The organism is Nocardioides sp. NPDC087217 (assembly GCF_044744805.1).
In the GTDB taxonomy this organism is placed as follows: Bacteria; Actinomycetota; Actinomycetes; order Propionibacteriales; family Nocardioidaceae; genus Nocardioides.
The window spans coordinates 381,485-396,955 of sequence record NZ_JBIUZB010000004.1; the positions used below are offsets into that span (position 1 = coordinate 381,485).

16 protein-coding genes are annotated in these 15,471 nt (G+C 68.7%); 10 read left to right on the plus strand and 6 right to left on the minus strand.

Annotated features, from left to right (window positions below; translation table 11 throughout):
• Positions 1-79 precede the first annotated feature (79 nt).
• The 4 genes from fusA to ACIO3S_RS19970 all read left to right on the plus strand — a co-directional run bounded on the left by fusA (position 80) and on the right by ACIO3S_RS19970 (position 4,976).
• On the plus strand, positions 80-2,194 hold the full coding sequence (gene fusA, locus ACIO3S_RS19955; RefSeq protein WP_350715139.1) for an elongation factor G: 2,115 nt from the start codon (positions 80-82) through the stop codon (positions 2,192-2,194).
• An 84-nt stretch (positions 2,195-2,278) separates the two neighbouring features.
• Positions 2,279-3,472 carry an elongation factor Tu gene (gene tuf, locus ACIO3S_RS19960; protein ID WP_160026986.1) on the plus strand — a complete coding sequence of 398 codons (1,194 nt, stop codon included), beginning with the start codon at positions 2,279-2,281 and terminating at the stop codon, positions 3,470-3,472.
• A 118-nt stretch (positions 3,473-3,590) separates the two neighbouring features.
• The gene (trmB, locus tag ACIO3S_RS19965; RefSeq protein ID WP_400467344.1) at positions 3,591-4,319 is read left to right on the plus strand and encodes a tRNA (guanosine(46)-N7)-methyltransferase TrmB; all 729 of its coding nucleotides are present in this window, start codon (positions 3,591-3,593) and stop codon (positions 4,317-4,319) included.
• A gap of 57 nt (positions 4,320-4,376) precedes the next feature.
• Positions 4,377-4,976 carry a hypothetical protein gene (locus ACIO3S_RS19970; RefSeq protein ID WP_400467347.1) on the plus strand — a complete coding sequence of 200 codons (600 nt, stop codon included), beginning with the start codon at positions 4,377-4,379 and terminating at the stop codon, positions 4,974-4,976.
• A 69-nt stretch (positions 4,977-5,045) separates the two neighbouring features.
• On the opposite strand, the gene ACIO3S_RS19975 is transcribed toward ACIO3S_RS19970, so the two are convergent.
• Complete coding sequence (locus tag ACIO3S_RS19975) at positions 5,046-5,903, minus strand: RDD family protein (RefSeq protein WP_400467350.1); 858 nt, start codon at positions 5,901-5,903, stop codon at positions 5,046-5,048.
• 23 nt (positions 5,904-5,926) lie between these two features.
• On the opposite strand from ACIO3S_RS19975, the gene ACIO3S_RS19980 reads away from it, so the two are divergent.
• Positions 5,927-6,922, plus strand: a complete 996-nt coding sequence (locus ACIO3S_RS19980; protein ID WP_400467353.1) for a stage II sporulation protein M — start codon at positions 5,927-5,929, stop codon at positions 6,920-6,922.
• Here ACIO3S_RS19980 and ACIO3S_RS19985 read toward each other — a convergent pair.
• Genes ACIO3S_RS19985 through ACIO3S_RS20005 form a run of 5 tightly spaced genes read right to left on the minus strand, consistent with a single transcriptional unit; the run spans position 6,919 to position 12,038 of the window.
• Positions 6,919-8,220 (minus strand): DUF58 domain-containing protein, encoded by a 1,302-nt coding sequence (locus ACIO3S_RS19985; RefSeq protein WP_400467356.1) that lies wholly within the window; start codon positions 8,218-8,220, stop codon positions 6,919-6,921. The genes ACIO3S_RS19980 and ACIO3S_RS19985 overlap by 4 nt on opposite strands.
• On the minus strand, positions 8,217-9,200 hold the full coding sequence (locus ACIO3S_RS19990; RefSeq protein WP_160026998.1) for a MoxR family ATPase: 984 nt from the start codon (positions 9,198-9,200) through the stop codon (positions 8,217-8,219). Before ACIO3S_RS19990 ends, ACIO3S_RS19985 begins: the two co-directional genes overlap by 4 nt.
• On the minus strand, positions 9,197-10,342 hold the full coding sequence (locus tag ACIO3S_RS19995) for a DUF4350 domain-containing protein (RefSeq protein ID WP_400467360.1): 1,146 nt from the start codon (positions 10,340-10,342) through the stop codon (positions 9,197-9,199). Before ACIO3S_RS19995 ends, ACIO3S_RS19990 begins: the two co-directional genes overlap by 4 nt.
• Positions 10,339-10,950 carry a DUF4129 domain-containing protein gene (locus tag ACIO3S_RS20000; RefSeq protein WP_400467363.1) on the minus strand — a complete coding sequence of 204 codons (612 nt, stop codon included), beginning with the start codon at positions 10,948-10,950 and terminating at the stop codon, positions 10,339-10,341. Before ACIO3S_RS20000 ends, ACIO3S_RS19995 begins: the two co-directional genes overlap by 4 nt.
• The gene (locus tag ACIO3S_RS20005; RefSeq protein WP_400467366.1) at positions 10,947-12,038 is read right to left on the minus strand and encodes a hypothetical protein; all 1,092 of its coding nucleotides are present in this window, start codon (positions 12,036-12,038) and stop codon (positions 10,947-10,949) included. The genes ACIO3S_RS20000 and ACIO3S_RS20005 overlap by 4 nt, the downstream gene beginning before the upstream one ends.
• A gap of 414 nt (positions 12,039-12,452) precedes the next feature.
• On the opposite strand from ACIO3S_RS20005, the gene rpsJ reads away from it, so the two are divergent.
• The 5 genes from rpsJ to rplB are packed head-to-tail and all read left to right on the plus strand — an operon-like array spanning position 12,453 to position 15,470.
• A complete protein-coding gene (gene rpsJ, locus ACIO3S_RS20010) occupies positions 12,453-12,761 on the plus strand; it encodes a 30S ribosomal protein S10 (RefSeq protein WP_008360994.1) in 309 nt (102 codons plus the stop codon).
• A gap of 10 nt (positions 12,762-12,771) precedes the next feature.
• Entirely contained in the window at positions 12,772-13,428 is a 657-nt protein-coding gene (gene rplC / locus ACIO3S_RS20015) for a 50S ribosomal protein L3 (RefSeq protein WP_091052379.1), read from the plus strand.
• 2 nt (positions 13,429-13,430) lie between these two features.
• Positions 13,431-14,324 (plus strand): 50S ribosomal protein L4, encoded by an 894-nt coding sequence (gene rplD / locus ACIO3S_RS20020; RefSeq protein ID WP_160027006.1) that lies wholly within the window; start codon positions 13,431-13,433, stop codon positions 14,322-14,324.
• On the plus strand, positions 14,321-14,617 hold the full coding sequence (gene rplW / locus ACIO3S_RS20025) for a 50S ribosomal protein L23 (RefSeq protein ID WP_008360999.1): 297 nt from the start codon (positions 14,321-14,323) through the stop codon (positions 14,615-14,617). Before rplD ends, rplW begins: the two co-directional genes overlap by 4 nt.
• A gap of 16 nt (positions 14,618-14,633) precedes the next feature.
• Positions 14,634-15,470, plus strand: a complete 837-nt coding sequence (gene rplB, locus ACIO3S_RS20030) for a 50S ribosomal protein L2 (RefSeq protein WP_160027008.1) — start codon at positions 14,634-14,636, stop codon at positions 15,468-15,470.
• Position 15,471: the final 1 nt, after the last annotated feature.

The window sequence follows — 15,471 nt, forward strand, 5'->3', positions numbered from 1 at the left end:
CGGCGGGGTGCCTGCCGCACAATGTGGGCACCCCGCCCATCCAGACCGAAGACAATCTCTTTAAGGAACGCTGAAGACAGTGGCCGTCGACATCACCACGGACCTCAATGTGGTCCGCAACATCGGCATCATGGCGCACATCGATGCCGGTAAGACCACCACCACCGAGCGCATCCTGTTCTACACCGGTATCTCGTACAAGATCGGTGAGGTCCACGAGGGCGCAGCCACGATGGACTGGATGGAGCAGGAGCAGGAGCGCGGCATCACGATCACGTCCGCCGCGACCACCTGCTGGTGGAAGGACCACCAGATCAACATCATCGACACCCCGGGGCACGTCGACTTCACCGTCGAGGTGGAGCGCTCGCTGCGCGTCCTGGACGGTGCTGTCGCCGTCTTCGACGGTGTCGCCGGTGTCGAGCCGCAGTCGCAGACCGTGTGGCGTCAGGCGAACAAGTACGCCGTCCCGCGGATGTGCTTCGTCAATAAGCTCGACCGCACCGGTGCCGACTTCTACATGGTCGTCGACTCCATCGTCGACAAGCTGCACGCCACCCCGCTGGTGCTGCAGCTGCCGATCGGTGCCGAGTCCGACTTCATCGGCGTCGTCGACCTGATCGAGATGAACGCCAAGGTCTGGCGCGGCGAGACCCAGCAGGGTGAGGACTACGTCGTCGAGGGCATCCCCGCCGACATGGCCGACAAGGCCGCCGAGTGGCGCGAGAAGCTCGTCGAGACCCTCGCCGAGGCGGACGACGACATCATGGAGGTCTACCTCGAGGAGGGCGACGTCTTCGACGTTCCCACCCTGAAGGCCGCCATCCGTCGTGCGACCCTCGCCGACAAGCTCAACCCGATCCTCACCGGCACCGCGTTCAAGAACAAGGGCGTCCAGCCCCTGCTCGACGCGATCGTCGACTACCTGCCCTCGCCCATCGATGTCGAGTCGATCATCGGCCACGACGTCAAGGACGAGGAGCTCGAGGTCTCTCGCAAGCCTTCCGAGGACGAGCCGTTCTCCGGCCTGGTCTTCAAGATCGCTTCCGACCCGCACCTGGGCAAGCTGTTCTACCTGCGCGTCTACTCCGGCAAGGTCGAGGCGGGTGCGACCGTGGTCAACCCGATCAACGGCCGCAAGGAGCGCATCGGCAAGATCTACCAGATGCACGCGAACAAGCGTGAGGAGATCAACTCGGTGGGCGCCGGCCAGATCGTGGCCGTCATGGGTCTGAAGGACACCAAGACCGGTCACACCCTGTGCGACCCGTCCAACCCGGTCGTCCTCGAGTCGATGAGCTTCCCGGCCCCCGTGATCGAGGTCGCCATCGAGCCGAAGACCAAGGGTGACCAGCAGAAGCTGGGCACGGCGATTCAGCGCCTCACCGAGGAGGACCCGACCTTCACGGTCAAGACCGACGAGCAGACCGGCCAGACCATCATCGCTGGTATGGGCGAGCTCCACCTCGAGGTCTTCGTCGACCGGATGAAGCGCGAGTTCAAGGTCGAGGCCACCGTCGGCAAGCCGCAGGTCGCCTACCGCGAGACGCTTCGCAAGAAGGTCGAGAACCACAGCTACACCCACAAGAAGCAGACCGGTGGTTCGGGTCAGTTCGCGAAGGTCGTCATCTCCGTCGAGCCCAACATCGACGAGGAGACCGGCCAGGGTGCGGGCTACGAGTTCGCCAACAACGTCACCGGTGGTCGCGTGCCGAAGGAGTACATCCCTTCGGTCGACCAGGGTGCTCAGGACGCCATGGAGTTCGGTATTCTCGCCGGCTTCCCCATGGTCGATGTGAAGGTCTCGCTCGAGGACGGCGCCTACCACGACGTCGACTCCTCCGAGCTCGCCTTCAAGATCGCCGGCAACCAGGCCTTCAAGGAGGCCGCGCGCATGGCGAAGGCCGTCCTGCTGGAGCCGATGTTCGCCGTCGAGGTGACGACCCCCGAGGCGTTCCTCGGCACCGTTATCGGTGACATCAACTCCCGTCGCGGCCAGGTGTCTTCGCAGGAGGAGCGCCACGGCGACATGGTCGTCCAGGCTCTCGTCCCGCTGTCCGAGATGTTCGGGTACGTCGGTGACCTCCGGTCCAAGACCAGCGGTCAGGCGTCGTACTCGATGGAGTTCGACTCGTACGCCGAGGTTCCCACGAACGTCGCCGACGAGATCATCAAGAAGGCCCGTGGCGAGTGACCTTCGGGTCGCCCGTCCAGGGACTTCGGCAGCAACACCACTCAGTACGAGTCAGTAAGAAAATCACACCAGGAGGAGCCCACAGTGGCTAAGGCGAAGTTCGAGCGGAACAAGCCGCACGTCAACATCGGCACCATCGGTCACATCGACCACGGTAAGACGACCCTTACCGCGGCGATCTCGAAGGTGCTGCACGCGAAGTACCCGGACCTGAACCCGGAGTTCGCGTTCGAGGACATCGACAAGGCCCCCGAGGAGCGCCAGCGCGGGATCACGATCTCGATCGCGCACATCGAGTACCAGACCGAGTCGCGTCACTACGCTCACGTCGACTGCCCGGGTCACGCGGACTACATCAAGAACATGATCACCGGTGCCGCGCAGATGGACGGCGCGATCCTCGTGGTCGCCGCCACCGACGGCCCGATGCCGCAGACCAAGGAGCACGTGCTCCTGGCCCGCCAGGTCGGCGTGCCGTCGATCGTCGTCGCGCTCAACAAGTGCGACATGGTCGACGACGAGGAGCTCATCGAGCTCGTCGAGATGGAGGTGCGCGAGCTCCTCAGCGAGTACGAGTTCCCGGGTGACGACCTCCCGGTCGTGCGCGTTGCCGCCTACCCCGCCCTGCAGGGCGAGGAGAAGTGGATGAACTCGGTTGCCGAGCTCATGCAGGCCGTCGACGACTACATCCCGACCCCGGCTCGTGAGACCGACAAGCCGTTCCTGATGCCCGTCGAGGACGTCTTCACGATCACCGGTCGTGGCACCGTCATCACCGGTCGTATCGAGCGCGGCATCGTCAAGGTCGGTGAGGAGGTCGAGATCGTCGGCATCCGCGAGACCTCGCAGAAGTCGACCGTCACCGGCGTCGAGATGTTCCGCAAGCTGCTCGACGAGGGTCAGGCCGGCGAGAACGTCGGGCTGCTGCTCCGCGGCACCAAGCGCGAGGACGTCGAGCGCGGCATGGTTGTCATCAAGCCGGGCACCACGACCCCCCACACCAACTTCGAGGGCTCTGTCTACATCCTCTCGAAGGAGGAGGGTGGCCGTCACACCCCGTTCTTCAACAACTACCGTCCGCAGTTCTACTTCCGGACCACGGACGTGACCGGCGTTGTGACCCTCCCCGAGGGCACCGAGATGGTCATGCCGGGTGACAACACCGAGATGTCGGTCGAGCTCATCCAGCCCATCGCGATGGACGAGGGTCTGAAGTTCGCTATCCGTGAGGGCGGTCGCACCGTCGGCGCGGGTCGGGTCACGAAGATCATCAAGTAAGTGATCGTCTGATCCAACGTGGAAGGTCCCCGGAGCCGCAAGGCGAAGGGGGCCTTTCGCGTTGGACCAGATGCTCCTTGTTGCTGAGTCAGCGCGCCACGAGACCAAGGCAAGAAAGATGACAGACCCAAACCCCCAGATCCGCCCCGCAAGACCCCACCAGAAGCTGCTCGATGACGGCCGCACGGTAAGAGAGGTCCTCACCTACACCCGCCGCGGCAGCCGCCTGGACGCCAAGCAGCAGAAGGCCTGGGATGCGTACGCCGAGGAGTGGGTCATCCCCGACGAGGCGGTCGACGAGCCCGGGTTCTCCCTGGAGAGCTGGTTCGGTCGCAAGGCCCCGCTGATCGTCGACATCGGCGGCGGCGTGGGAGAGGCGACCGCGGTGCTGGCGGCCAACCGTCCCGAGGCCAACATCCTGGCGCTGGAGGTATGGCGTCCCGGTGTCGCGGAGAGCCTCGCCCGGGTGGGCGCCGCAGGCGCGACGAACGTTCGCTTCTGCAGCGTCGACGCGCTCTGGACACTCGAGAATCTGGTCGAGCCGGGTTCGGTCAGCGAGATCTGGACGTTCTTCCCCGACCCGTGGCACAAGACCCGCCACCACAAGCGGCGCCTGGTGACGCCCATCAACGCGCGGATGATCGCGGAGCGGTTGGCTCCCGGCGGCATCTGGCGGCTGGCGACCGACTGGGTCGAGTATGCCGAGCAGATGGTCGAGGTCCTCGACGCCGAGCAGTTGCTGAGCGGTGGTGTCGTCGAGCGCTGGGACGAGCGCCCGGTGACCAAGTTCGAGCGCAAGGGACTGGCCAAGGACCGGGTCATCACCGACCTGCTCTACCGGCGTTGACCCGAACTACCCGTGTCGTGACTGATCTGTAGGCGCGGAACCGCGAAGATCAGCGGCATGAAGTTGTACGCCGACAGGCCCCCACGCCTCGCCGCCCAGCTGCTCGCCGACCTGCTGACGGTGGCGTGGATCGCCGGGTGGGTCCTTCTCGGCAGATTCGTCCACGAGATGGTCTCGGCGCTCGCCGTACCCGGCGAGAAGATGGACGACGCCGGCACCTCGCTCTCCGCGAAGATGCTCGAGGCGGCCGGGAAGGTCGATGACCTGCCGCTGGTCAAGGACGGCATCGCGGTCCCGTTCGAGGGCGCCGCGAAGGCCGCCGACCAGCTCCGTGCGGCGGGGGAGGCGCAGGTCGAGGCCGTCTCCAGCATCGCGATCGGGCTGGCGATCGCGGTCGTGCTCATCCCGGTGCTGATGTGGTTGATGATCTACGTGCCGCTGCGGTGGCGGTTCATCCGCCGCGCGACCTCGACCCAGCGGTTCCTGGAGGCCGGCACCGGCACCGACCTGCTGGCCCTCAGGGCGATCTCCACCCAGCCGCTGCACAAGCTGACCAAGATCAGCGACAACCCCGCGCAGGCATGGCGCGACGGTGATGCGGAGGTTATGGGGAAGCTCGCCGCGTTGGAGCTGCGGTCGGTCGGGTTGAAGGGGTAGTCCGGGAGCGAACTGCCCATATACCCGCGAGTAATGGGCAGTTGGATCCCGGACTACCCCGACGGGGCGCTAGCCGCGAGCCGTCAGCCGCGCCCGGAGCTCCTCGTCGCGAGCCAGCCTCGCTGCATCACGATCCCTCCGGGTGGCGAGCACGGCAGCCAGGTAGGCCTCCGGCGGGGTGCCCGGCGGTGGGCCCGGGGCGACGTACGTCTGCATGTGGGTCGCCAGGCGCTCGGCGAGAGCGTGGCGGCGGACCGGGTCGGTGTAGGTGCCGACCTCGCCGGAGAGGAACCGTCGCACCGCCAGGGACAGGCCGACCGGGATGGTGGCGACGTCCGCGCGAGAGGCCCAGGCGGCGAGCCCCGGGGGCATCTGGATCGGTGCCGGGGGACGCAGCGGCACCCGCACGCGGATGACGTACGTCCCGGCCGCGATGTCGCCCAGTCGCTTGCCGCGCGGGTGGATCATCGCGGTGAGGAACGCGGCGGCGCCGCTGGTGGCGTAGATCTCGACGACGCCGATCAGGGCGCGTACGAACGCATGGTGGAAGCTGATCGCCCCGCCGTCGTCGCGCACCGTACGGAGACCGAGCGCGAGCTTGCCGAGCGAGCGCCCACGGGTGAGCGTCTCGATGGCCGTCGGGAAGACCACGAGGACCGAGGCGGTGGCCGCGATGTAGGCAGCCCAGGCCAGGGCCTCGTCGGTCGCGGGAGCGGCGGTCATGAAGACGAACAGCGTCACGATCAGCAGCGCCATCACCACGATCACGTCGATGAGGCCCGACAGCAACCGCATCCCCAGCCCGGCGGCCGGCAGGTCGAGGGCGACCGCGTCTCCGGTGATCAGGTCGTCGTCGGTGAGCAGTTCCCGTTCCTGGGGGCGCTGCTCCTGCGGGCGTCGCTCGGGCGATTGCGGCGCGGAGGTCATGGCGGTCAGCGTACGCTGCGGGCGTGGATCTCGACGCGTATCTGGCCGCTACCGCCGCCGACCGGACCAGGCTCGAGCAGCTGCTGGCCGAGCGCCGGCTGAGCGGCGCCCAGGCAGACGAGCTGGTCGAGCTCTATCAGCGGGTGAGCACCCAGCTCTCGGTCGTACGCAGCAACGCCCCCGACCCGACGGCCGTCCAGCATCTCTCGGTGCTGCTGGCTGCTGCCCGCAACCGCACCACCGGCACCCGGACGAGCACCTGGTCGGGTTTCCTGCGGTTCTTCACGCATCGGTTCCCGGCCGCGCTCTACCGCCTGCGCTGGTGGTGGCTGGGAATGATGGTGGCCAACATCGTGGTCACCGCGGTCATGATCTGGTGGCTGCTGCGCCACCCGGAGGTCGAGCAGTCGTTGCTCGGGCCGGAGCAGGTCAAGCAGCTGGTCGAGCACGACATCGAGGGCTACTACAGCGAGCACGCGGCGTCATCGTTCGCCACCCAGGTCTGGGTCAACAACGTCTGGGTCTCGTTCATCTGCATCGCCCTGGGTGTGCTCGGGCTGCCGGTGATCTACTCCATGTTCCAGAACATCTCCAACCTGGCGATCCTCGGCACCCTGATGCACCGCCACGACCGCGGCGGCCTCTTCTGGGGGCTGATCCTTCCTCACGGGTTGCTGGAGTTGACCGCCGTCTTCGTCGCCGGCGCCGTCGGGCTGCGTATCTTCTGGTCCTGGATCGACCCCGGCTCGCTGACCCGCGGGCAGTCGATGGCCCGTGAGGGCCGCACTGCCGCCGGCATCGCCCTCGGTCTCATCGTCGTGCTCCTGATCTCCGGCATCATCGAAGCCTTCGTCACCCCCTCACCCCTACCCACCTGGGCCCGCGTCGGCATCGGCATCCTCGCCGAGCTCGCCTTCTTCGCGTACGTCTTCATCGTCGGCCGCGCCGCCGCCTCCCACGGTGAGACCGGCGACATCGACGACCGCCTCCTCGAGGACAGGGTCGCCACCCAGTCCTAGAGCTGACCGGTGGCCTTGAGCTGCAGGTAGTGGTCGGCGAGAGCGGGCGGGAGGGACTCGGCGTCGGCGTCGACGACGTCGACGCCGAGGGTGCGGAGCATGGCGGCGGTGTGGTCGCGGCGGCGAAGGGTCTGCTCGGCGGCGGCCGCGGCGTACACGTCCTCGAGGGTGTCGCGGGAGGCGGCGGTGGCCTCGAGCTCGGGGTCGCGGACGGAGGCGATGACGACCCGGTGGTGCTGGGTCAGGACCGGGAGGACAGGGAGGAGCGACTCCTCGATCGCGTGCGGGTCGAGGGGGGTCAGCAGGACGACGAGCGCGCGGTGACGGCCGAGGCCGGCGACCGCGCCGGCGAGGTTGGACCAGTCGGCCTCGGCGATGACCGGCTCGAGGTCGGCCATCGTCTCCTGCAGCCGCTGGGTGACGTCGCGCTGGCCGGCGAGCCGGACCCGGGAGCGTACGCGCAGGTCGCCGGCGATGAAGTCGATCCGGTCGCCTGCCCGAGACGCGATGGCGGCGAGCAGGAGCCCCGCATCCATCGCGGAGTCGAGCCGTGGCACGCCGCCGCCGGCGCCCTCGATCCGGCCCGCCGAGGTGCGGGAGGTGTCGAGCACGAGCACCACGCGGCGGTCCCGCTCCGGCTGCCAGGTGCGGACCACGACCGTGCGGGAGCGGGCGGTGGTGCGCCAGTCGATGGAGCGTACGTCGTCACCGCGGACGTACTCCCGCAGCGAGTCGAACTCCGTCCCCTGCCCGCGCACCCGCACAGCGGCCCGGCCGTCGAGCTCGCGCAGACGCTGAAGCCGCGACGGCAGGTGCTTGCGCGACTCGAAGGCGGGCAGCACCCGCACCGAGCCCTCCACCGGGATCGTGCGCTGCCGGGCGCCGAGACCCAGGGGCCCGTACGTCCTCACCGTCACGCCCAACGCCCGCAGATCCCCGCGGCGCCGCGGCTGCAGCGGCGTACGCAGCCTGGTGCTGTCGCCGCGACCGAGCCGGATTCGATGCCGGTTGTGACCGGCGCCTGCGGTGGGCTGCCAGGCATCGCGCACCAAGGCCCGGAAGCCGCGGGCGGGGGAGCGGACCACCAGCTCCGACGTCGTCGACTCGCCCAGCCTGATCCCGCCGAGCGGAGCCCTGCTGATCTCCAGGGTCGCCGGCTTCGGCGCCAGGAGTACGTCGAGCAGGGCCAGCACCACCACGAGCAGGATCCACATCGCCGCCGTCCCGGCAGTCGGCCTCAGCACGACCGGGACGATGCCGGCGAGCATCAGCAGCGTGACCCGCCAGGTGATGGTCATCGCGGGACGGGGACAGCGCCGATGGCGGAGGAGAGGACCTGGGAGACCTGGACGCCCTCGAGCTCGGCCTCGGGGCGCAGGGCCAGGCGATGGGCGAGCGTGGCGTGGGCGAGCGACTTCACGTCGTCGGGAGTCACGAAGTCGCGGCCCGCGAGCCAGGCCCAGGCGCGCGCGGAGCGGAGCAACGCGGTGGCCCCTCGCGGGGAGACCCCGGCCGACAGCGACGGGGACTCGCGGGTCGCCCGGGCGATGTCGACGATGTAGCCGGTGACCTCGGGAGACACCTGGACGGAGCCGACGTGCTGGCGCGCGGCCTCGATGTCGGCGCCCGAGGCGACCGCCGTGACCCCGGCGCCGGCGACGTCGCGCGGGTCGAAGCCGGAGGCGTGCCGGTTGAGGATCTGCACCTCGTCGGAGCGCGAGGGCACCGGGAGGACGACCTTCAGCAGGAAGCGGTCCAGCTGGGCCTCGGGGAGCGGGTAGACGCCCTCGTACTCGATCGGGTTCTGGGTCGCGGCCACCAGGAACGGGCGCGGCAGCGCGCGGGTGACCCCGTCGACCGAGACCTGGCCCTCCTCCATCGCCTCGAGCAGCGCCGACTGCGTCTTCGGCGGGGTGCGGTTGATCTCGTCGGCCAGGAGCAGGTTGGTGAAGACCGGCCCCTCCCGGAAGGTGAGCTCGCCGTGGGAGGACTCGACCACCATCGACCCGGTGATGTCGCCGGGCATCAGGTCGGGGGTGAACTGCACCCGGCGGGTCTCGACCGAGAGCGCCGCCGACAGCGACCGCACCAGCAGGGTCTTCGCGGTGCCGGGTACGCCCTCCATGAGCACGTGGCCGCCGCACACCAGCGCGACCAGCAGCCCGGAGACCGCGGCGTCCTGCCCGACGACCGCCTTGGCGACCTCGGCCCGGACCGCGGTGAGCCGCTCCCGTGCGCCATCGGGCGACACGTTGGCGATGGTCTCGGATTGGGTCATGGGTGTCGTACCTCTTCCTCAAGGGCAGCCAGCGCGTTGGCCAGCGTGATCAGGTCTTGGTCGTTCTCGATGGGGGCGTCGGTGAGCAGCGCGGCGACCTCGAGATCGGGTCGCCCTGTGTGCTGGACGACGGCGCGTACGACGGCCTCCGGGGTGACGTCGCGCCCCAGCCGCAGCCGCCGGGCGAGGCGGGTGCGAGCGGCCTGACGCAGTGTCGTCGCGGCGTGGGTGCGGTCGCCGGAACGGCGGTAGAGCCGACCCAGGCTGCGGGTCGTCTCCCCGGCCCGGACGTGGACGGGCAACGGCTCGACCGCCAGTGGACCCAGCCGCCGCCCGCGGGCGATGGCGAAGGCGACGACCGCGAGCAGCAGGAGCCACAGGGCCGGCTTGATCCAGCGCGGGAGCAGCGAGCTGGGGGAGTGGGCCTCGTCGGGCGCGAGGTCCTCGAAGGAGGGGACGTACCAGACCAGGTGGTCGTTCTCGCCCAGCAGCCGCAGCGCCACCGCCGCGTTGTCCGCCCGCAGGATCTGGTCGTTGGTCAGCACCTGCGGCGCGCCCCAGACGGTGAGCCCCTCCGCGGGCGCCAGCACCGCGCCGCCCTCGTGCGTGAAGCAGGAGCCGGTGTCGTACGCGGTGACCGCATCGGCCTGGATGCTGAGCCCTTCCCAGCGCGGGTCGTCGCAGGCCGCCTCGACCTTCTCGGGCGTCTGGGCGACCGCATAGGGGATGCCGAGCATCGCTGACACGTAGGGGGCGGGCTCGGCCAGGATCAGCCCGGCGGCATCGTCGGTGCGCTCGCGCAGCCGGGAGGCGGTGTCCTCGCCGAGCGCGTCGGTGCCGGTCACGAAGACCGTTGTGTTCCGCCCGATCTCGGTGCTCTCCAGGCGCCTCGACGAGCGGACGATCTCGACCTCGACACCGTGGTCCTCGAGCACCTCGACCAGCGCCCGGGTGCCGTCGGGGTCGGGGCTCTCGGGGTCGTACGCCGCAAAGGACTCCCCACCCTTCGGCGTCGCGATGTACGCCAGCACGACCGCGATCACGAACGCCAGCGCGACGATCAGAAGCGGCCGGTTCCGTCGGAACCAGCCCGATCGTCCGGTGGTCGCCTCTGCCGGGCTCGTCGCGGCCTGCGTGCTCATCGCGCCACCGCCAGCTCCTGCTCGAGAGCGAGTACGCCTTCGGCCTGCTCACGCGTGGCGGGGTGGTGGCCGTAGAGCACCTCGTTGAACAGTTCCGCGGCCTGCCCGGCGCGGCCCTCGAGCGACATCTCCCGCTCCAGGCTCGCGGCGACCTCGGCGGCGGTCAGCCCAGGGTCCTCCGCGAGCCGGCCGCGCTCGACCTGTCGCCGGGCCAGGGCCCGGAACCCGTCGATGACCGCGGCGCCGTGATCCCCTGAGGCGTACGCAGCCTCGGCCCGCGCCCGGAGCGCGGCCGCGGAGAGCGACTCGTCGGTGAGGACGTCGCCGTTGCGGTCGCGGGCGACCCGAGGGCTGCGCCGGGCCCGCGAGACCAGCAGGCCGATCCCTACCAGGAGCGCCGCGAAGACGACCATCGCGGCGACGGTCTGGGCCCAGGGCACGTCGCCGACCGACGGCAGGCCGTCGGACAGGGTGCGCTCGATCCAGCGCAGGATCCGCTCGATGAGGTCGAGGTCGTGGTACTCCGGGTCGGCCAGTTCGCGCCGAAGCCAGGAGCGACCCTCCTCGGGCGTCGGCGCCAGGGGAGGGGTCTGTTGGAGGAGGATCATCTGCTCAGCAGCCCGGCCTGCTCCATCAGCTCGACCTCGTAGGACTCCTTGCGGATGCGCTGGTCGAGATACTGCAGGTTGGTCACCGCGCCGCTGAACGGGGTCACGATCGCAGCGGAGACCACGGTGGAGACGGCGCTGCCGGCGATGGTCGCCAGGAAGTAGAGGTCCGGCTGGACGATGCCCACGACGCTGGCGACCAGGCTGATCGGGAAGGCGACGATCTGGGAAGCGAAGCCGACGATGATCGCGGCCAGCAGCCAGATCCCGAAGAGCCGCCAGAACTGCCTCGCCGACAGCTTCCAGGCCCGTCCGATGGCGCCGAAGACACCGGTGCTCTCCAGCATCAGCGCCGGCACCGCGAGCAGGTAGAGCCGCACCGTCAGGAAGAGGACGGCCACGATCAGCAGCAGGAACATCAGGATGCCGACCAGGATCGCCGGGACGGGGCTGTCGACGACGAGCGCGAGCACCACCACGGGAGTCGCCGCGATCGCCAGGACCAGGGTGAAGGTCACCGCGCTCAGCAGTGCCAGCCCGATCAGCCGCCAGCGGTTGCCGTGGGTCGCCGCCCACGCCTGCGCGAGGGTGAGCTTGCGGCCGATCGCGGCGGCATGGGCGACGTGGGAGATCATCCCGGCCACCAGGATCGCGCCGATCGCCTGCAGGACCGAGCCGAGGAAGAAGGAACCGAAGGCCACCAGCACGCCGATGATCTCGGAGCCACCGGGCGAGTAGTTCGGGTCCTCGATGGTCGTCCCGAACCACTCCAGGCTGTCGCCGGTGATGGTCATCGCCGCGGTCACGCCCAACGGGATGGCCATCGCGACCGCCGCCACGAGGACCGAGGCGCCGACCGTGGCGCCGGGGTTGAAGCGTACGAGCCGGAAGGCGCCGTCGAGCATGTCGCCGAGGCCCAACGGACGCAGCGGGATCGCTCCCGGCTTGTGGGCCGGCGGCAGCGGCTGGGCCCACGCCGGTTGCACCGGCTGGGACTGCACCGGCTGGCCCGGCGGGGGTGGGGTCGACGGGTTCGCCGCGCCCTGGTGAGGTTGCTCACCCGGTGGGGGTGGCCACACTCCTGACATCTGGATGCTCCTCGTCGCGACGACCGGCGAACTCGCTCGGTTGGGGGCATCCTCTCAGAGCGACCCAGACGACATCGTTGATTTGGAGCCACCTGCGTACGCGTGACAAGATTCTCTGGTTGCTCCGGTGAACTGTTCGCTGGGGTGCGCACACCTTGACTACTGAATCGCGTCACCTGAGCAGGCTGATCAGCCTGTCCGGATGTGGTCTGTGGTCGCCGTGTGCCCATCCCGAAGGCGTGGTTCCAGTGAAGCTGATGGTGAAAGTCCCGTCGAGAACTCGGCGTTCGCTTGTGGAAAATAAGCGACACGCCCGACCGCGGGGGTCGGAGCCAGAGGTGAGCAACCGGGCCGACTCAGCCGGAGGAAGCCTGTAGCACGCGGCACGCTGACCAAGAAGGACGAGAGAGACAGATGGCGGGACAGAAGATCCGCATCAGGCTCAAGGCCTATGACCACGAGGTGATCGACACCTCGGCGCGAAAGATCGTGGACACGGTCACCCGTACGGGTGCCAAGGTCGCCGGCCCGGTGCCGCTGCCGACCGAGAAGAACGTGTACTGCGTCATCCGCTCGCCCCACAAGTACAAGGACTCGCGCGAGCACTTCGAGATGCGCACCCACAAGCGCCTCATCGACATCATCGACCCGACCCCGAAGACTGTTGACTCCCTCATGCGGCTCGACCTGCCTGCTGGTGTCGACATCGAGATCAAGCTCTGAGGTTGACGACATGACGATCGAACGCAACGTGAAGGGTCTCCTGGGCACCAAGCTCGGCATGACCCAGCTGTGGGACGAGAACAACGTCGTCGTCCCCGTGACCGTCATCGCGGCGAACACCAACGTCGTGACCCAGGTCCGCACCCCCGAGGCCGACGGCTACAACGCCGTGCAGATCGGCTACGGCGAGATCGACGGCCGCAAGGTGAACAAGCCGGGCGCCGGCCAGTTCGAGAAGGCCGGCACCACGCCGCGCCGCCACCTGGCCGAGATCCGCACCGCCGACGCCGCGTCGTACTCCGCCGGCCAGGAGCTCCCCGTCGACACCTTCGCCATCGGCGAGGAGATCGACGTGACGGGCACCTCGAAGGGCAAGGGTTTCGCGGGCACCATGAAGCGTCACGGCTTCTCCGGTGTCGGTGCCTCCCACGGTGCCCACCGCAACCACCGCAAGCCGGGATCGATCGGCGCTTGCGCCACCCCGGGTCGCGTGTTCAAGGGCGTCCGCATGGCCGGTCACATGGGTACTGACACCGTCACCACCCAGAACCTGACCGTGCACGCCGTCGACACCGAGAAGGGCCTCATCCTGGTCAAGGGCGCCATTCCTGGCCCCAAGGGTGGCCTCGTGGTCCTCCGCTCGGCTGCTAAGAAGCTGGAGGCCTGATCATGGCTATCAAGACTGTCAAGGTCGACTTCCCGGCTGAGATCTTCGATGTTGAGGTCAACATCCCGCTGATCCACCAGGTCGTCGTCGCGCAGCAGGCCGCTGCGCGCCAGGGCACGCACTCCACCAAGACCCGCGGCGAGGTCCGCGGCGGTGGACGCAAGCCCTACAAGCAGAAGGGCACCGGTCGCGCCCGTCAGGGTTCGACCCGCGCGCCGCAGTTCGCCGGTGGTGGCACCGTCCACGGCCCGCAGCCGCGTGACTACAGCCAGCGCACCCCCAAGAAGATGAAGGCTGCCGCCCTCCGCGGTGCCCTCTCCGACCGGGCTCGTGCCGGCCAGATCCACGTGGCCGAGTTCACCCTCGAGGCGCCCTCGACCAAGACCGCGCTGACCGCCCTCAAGGCGATCTCGGACGTCAAGCGTTACCTCGTCGTCCTGGACCGCTCCGAGTCCGTCGCCGCGCTGAGCCTGCGCAACGCCCCTGAGGTGCACCTGCTCTGGGCCGACCAGCTCAACACCTACGACGTCCTCGTCTCCGACGACGTCGTCTTCTCCAAGCCGGCCTTCGAGGTCTTCATCTCGGGCAAGCCGGTCGTCGCCGCCAAGGAGACCGTCACCATCGGTGAGGTCGAGAAGGACGCGATCAAGGAGGCTGCCGTCGAGCCCGCCAAGGAGATCGACCTCCCCGAGGGCGCTGTCGCGCCGCTCGAGGACGGCTCGGCCCCCGAGGGCTTCGACATCAAGGGCAACGTCAAGGGCAAGGACAAGAAGTTCCACGCCCCGGGCGGCCGTTGGTACGAGTCCACCAAGGCGGAGTTCTACTTCAAGTCCGCCGAGGACGCCATCGCGGCTGGTTTCGTTGAGGCCGGCAAGAAGAAGGAGGCCGACAAGTGAGCACGCTGCACTACGACCCCCGCGACATCCTGATCGCGCCGGTGGTCTCCGAGAAGAGCTACGGCCTCCTCGACCAGAACAAGTACACCTTCATCGTTCGCCCCGACGCGAACAAGACCGAGATCAAGATCGCGGTCGAGAAGGTGTTCGACGTCAAGGTGACCTCGGTCAACACGATCAACCGCAAGGGCAAGGCCCGTCGTACGCGTTACGGCCTGGGCAAGCGCCCCGACACCAAGCGCGCGATCGTCTCCCTGGCTGAGGGCGACCGCATCGACATCTTCGGCGCGTGAGAAGGACTGACTGAACATGGCTATTCGTAAGTACAAGCCGACCACCCCGGGCCGTCGTGGCTCGTCGGTGGCCGACTTCGCCGAGATCACTCGGACCACGCCGGAGAAGTCGCTGACGGTGCCCCTTCCCAAGAAGGGCGGCCGCAACAACCAGGGCCGTATCACCACCCGCCACAAGGGTGGTGGCCACAAGCGGGCCTACCGGATCATCGACTTCCGTCGCTACGACAAGGACGGCGTGCCGGCCAAGGTCGCTCACATCGAGTACGACCCGAACCGCACCGCCCGTATCGCCCTGCTGCACTACTTCGACGGCGAGAAGCGCTACATCCTCGCTCCCGTCGGCGTGAGCCAGGGCACCGTCGTGGAGTCCGGTCCCACCGCCGACATCAAGCCCGGCAACAACCTCCCGCTGCGCAACATCCCGGTTGGTACCACCATCCACGCTGTTGAGCTGCGTCCGGGTGGCGGCGCGAAGATCGCCCGCTCCGCCGGCATGAGCGCCCAGCTGGTCGCTCGTGAGGGCTCCAAGGCCACGCTGCGTATGCCTTCGGGTGAGATGCGCTTCGTCGACGTGCGCTGCCGCGCCACCGTCGGTGAGGTCGGCAACGCCGAGCAGTCCAACATCAACTGGGGTAAGGCCGGCCGTATGCGGTGGAAGGGCGTTCGCCCGACCGTCCGCGGTGTCGTCATGAACCCGGTCGACCACCCGCACGGTGGTGGTGAGGGTAAGACCTCTGGTGGCCGTCACCCGGTCAGCCCCTGGGGTAAGCCCGAGGGCCGTACGCGTAAGCGCAAGGCCTCTGACTCGCAGATCATCCGCCGCCGTAAGAGCGGGAAGGGTAGGAAGTAAG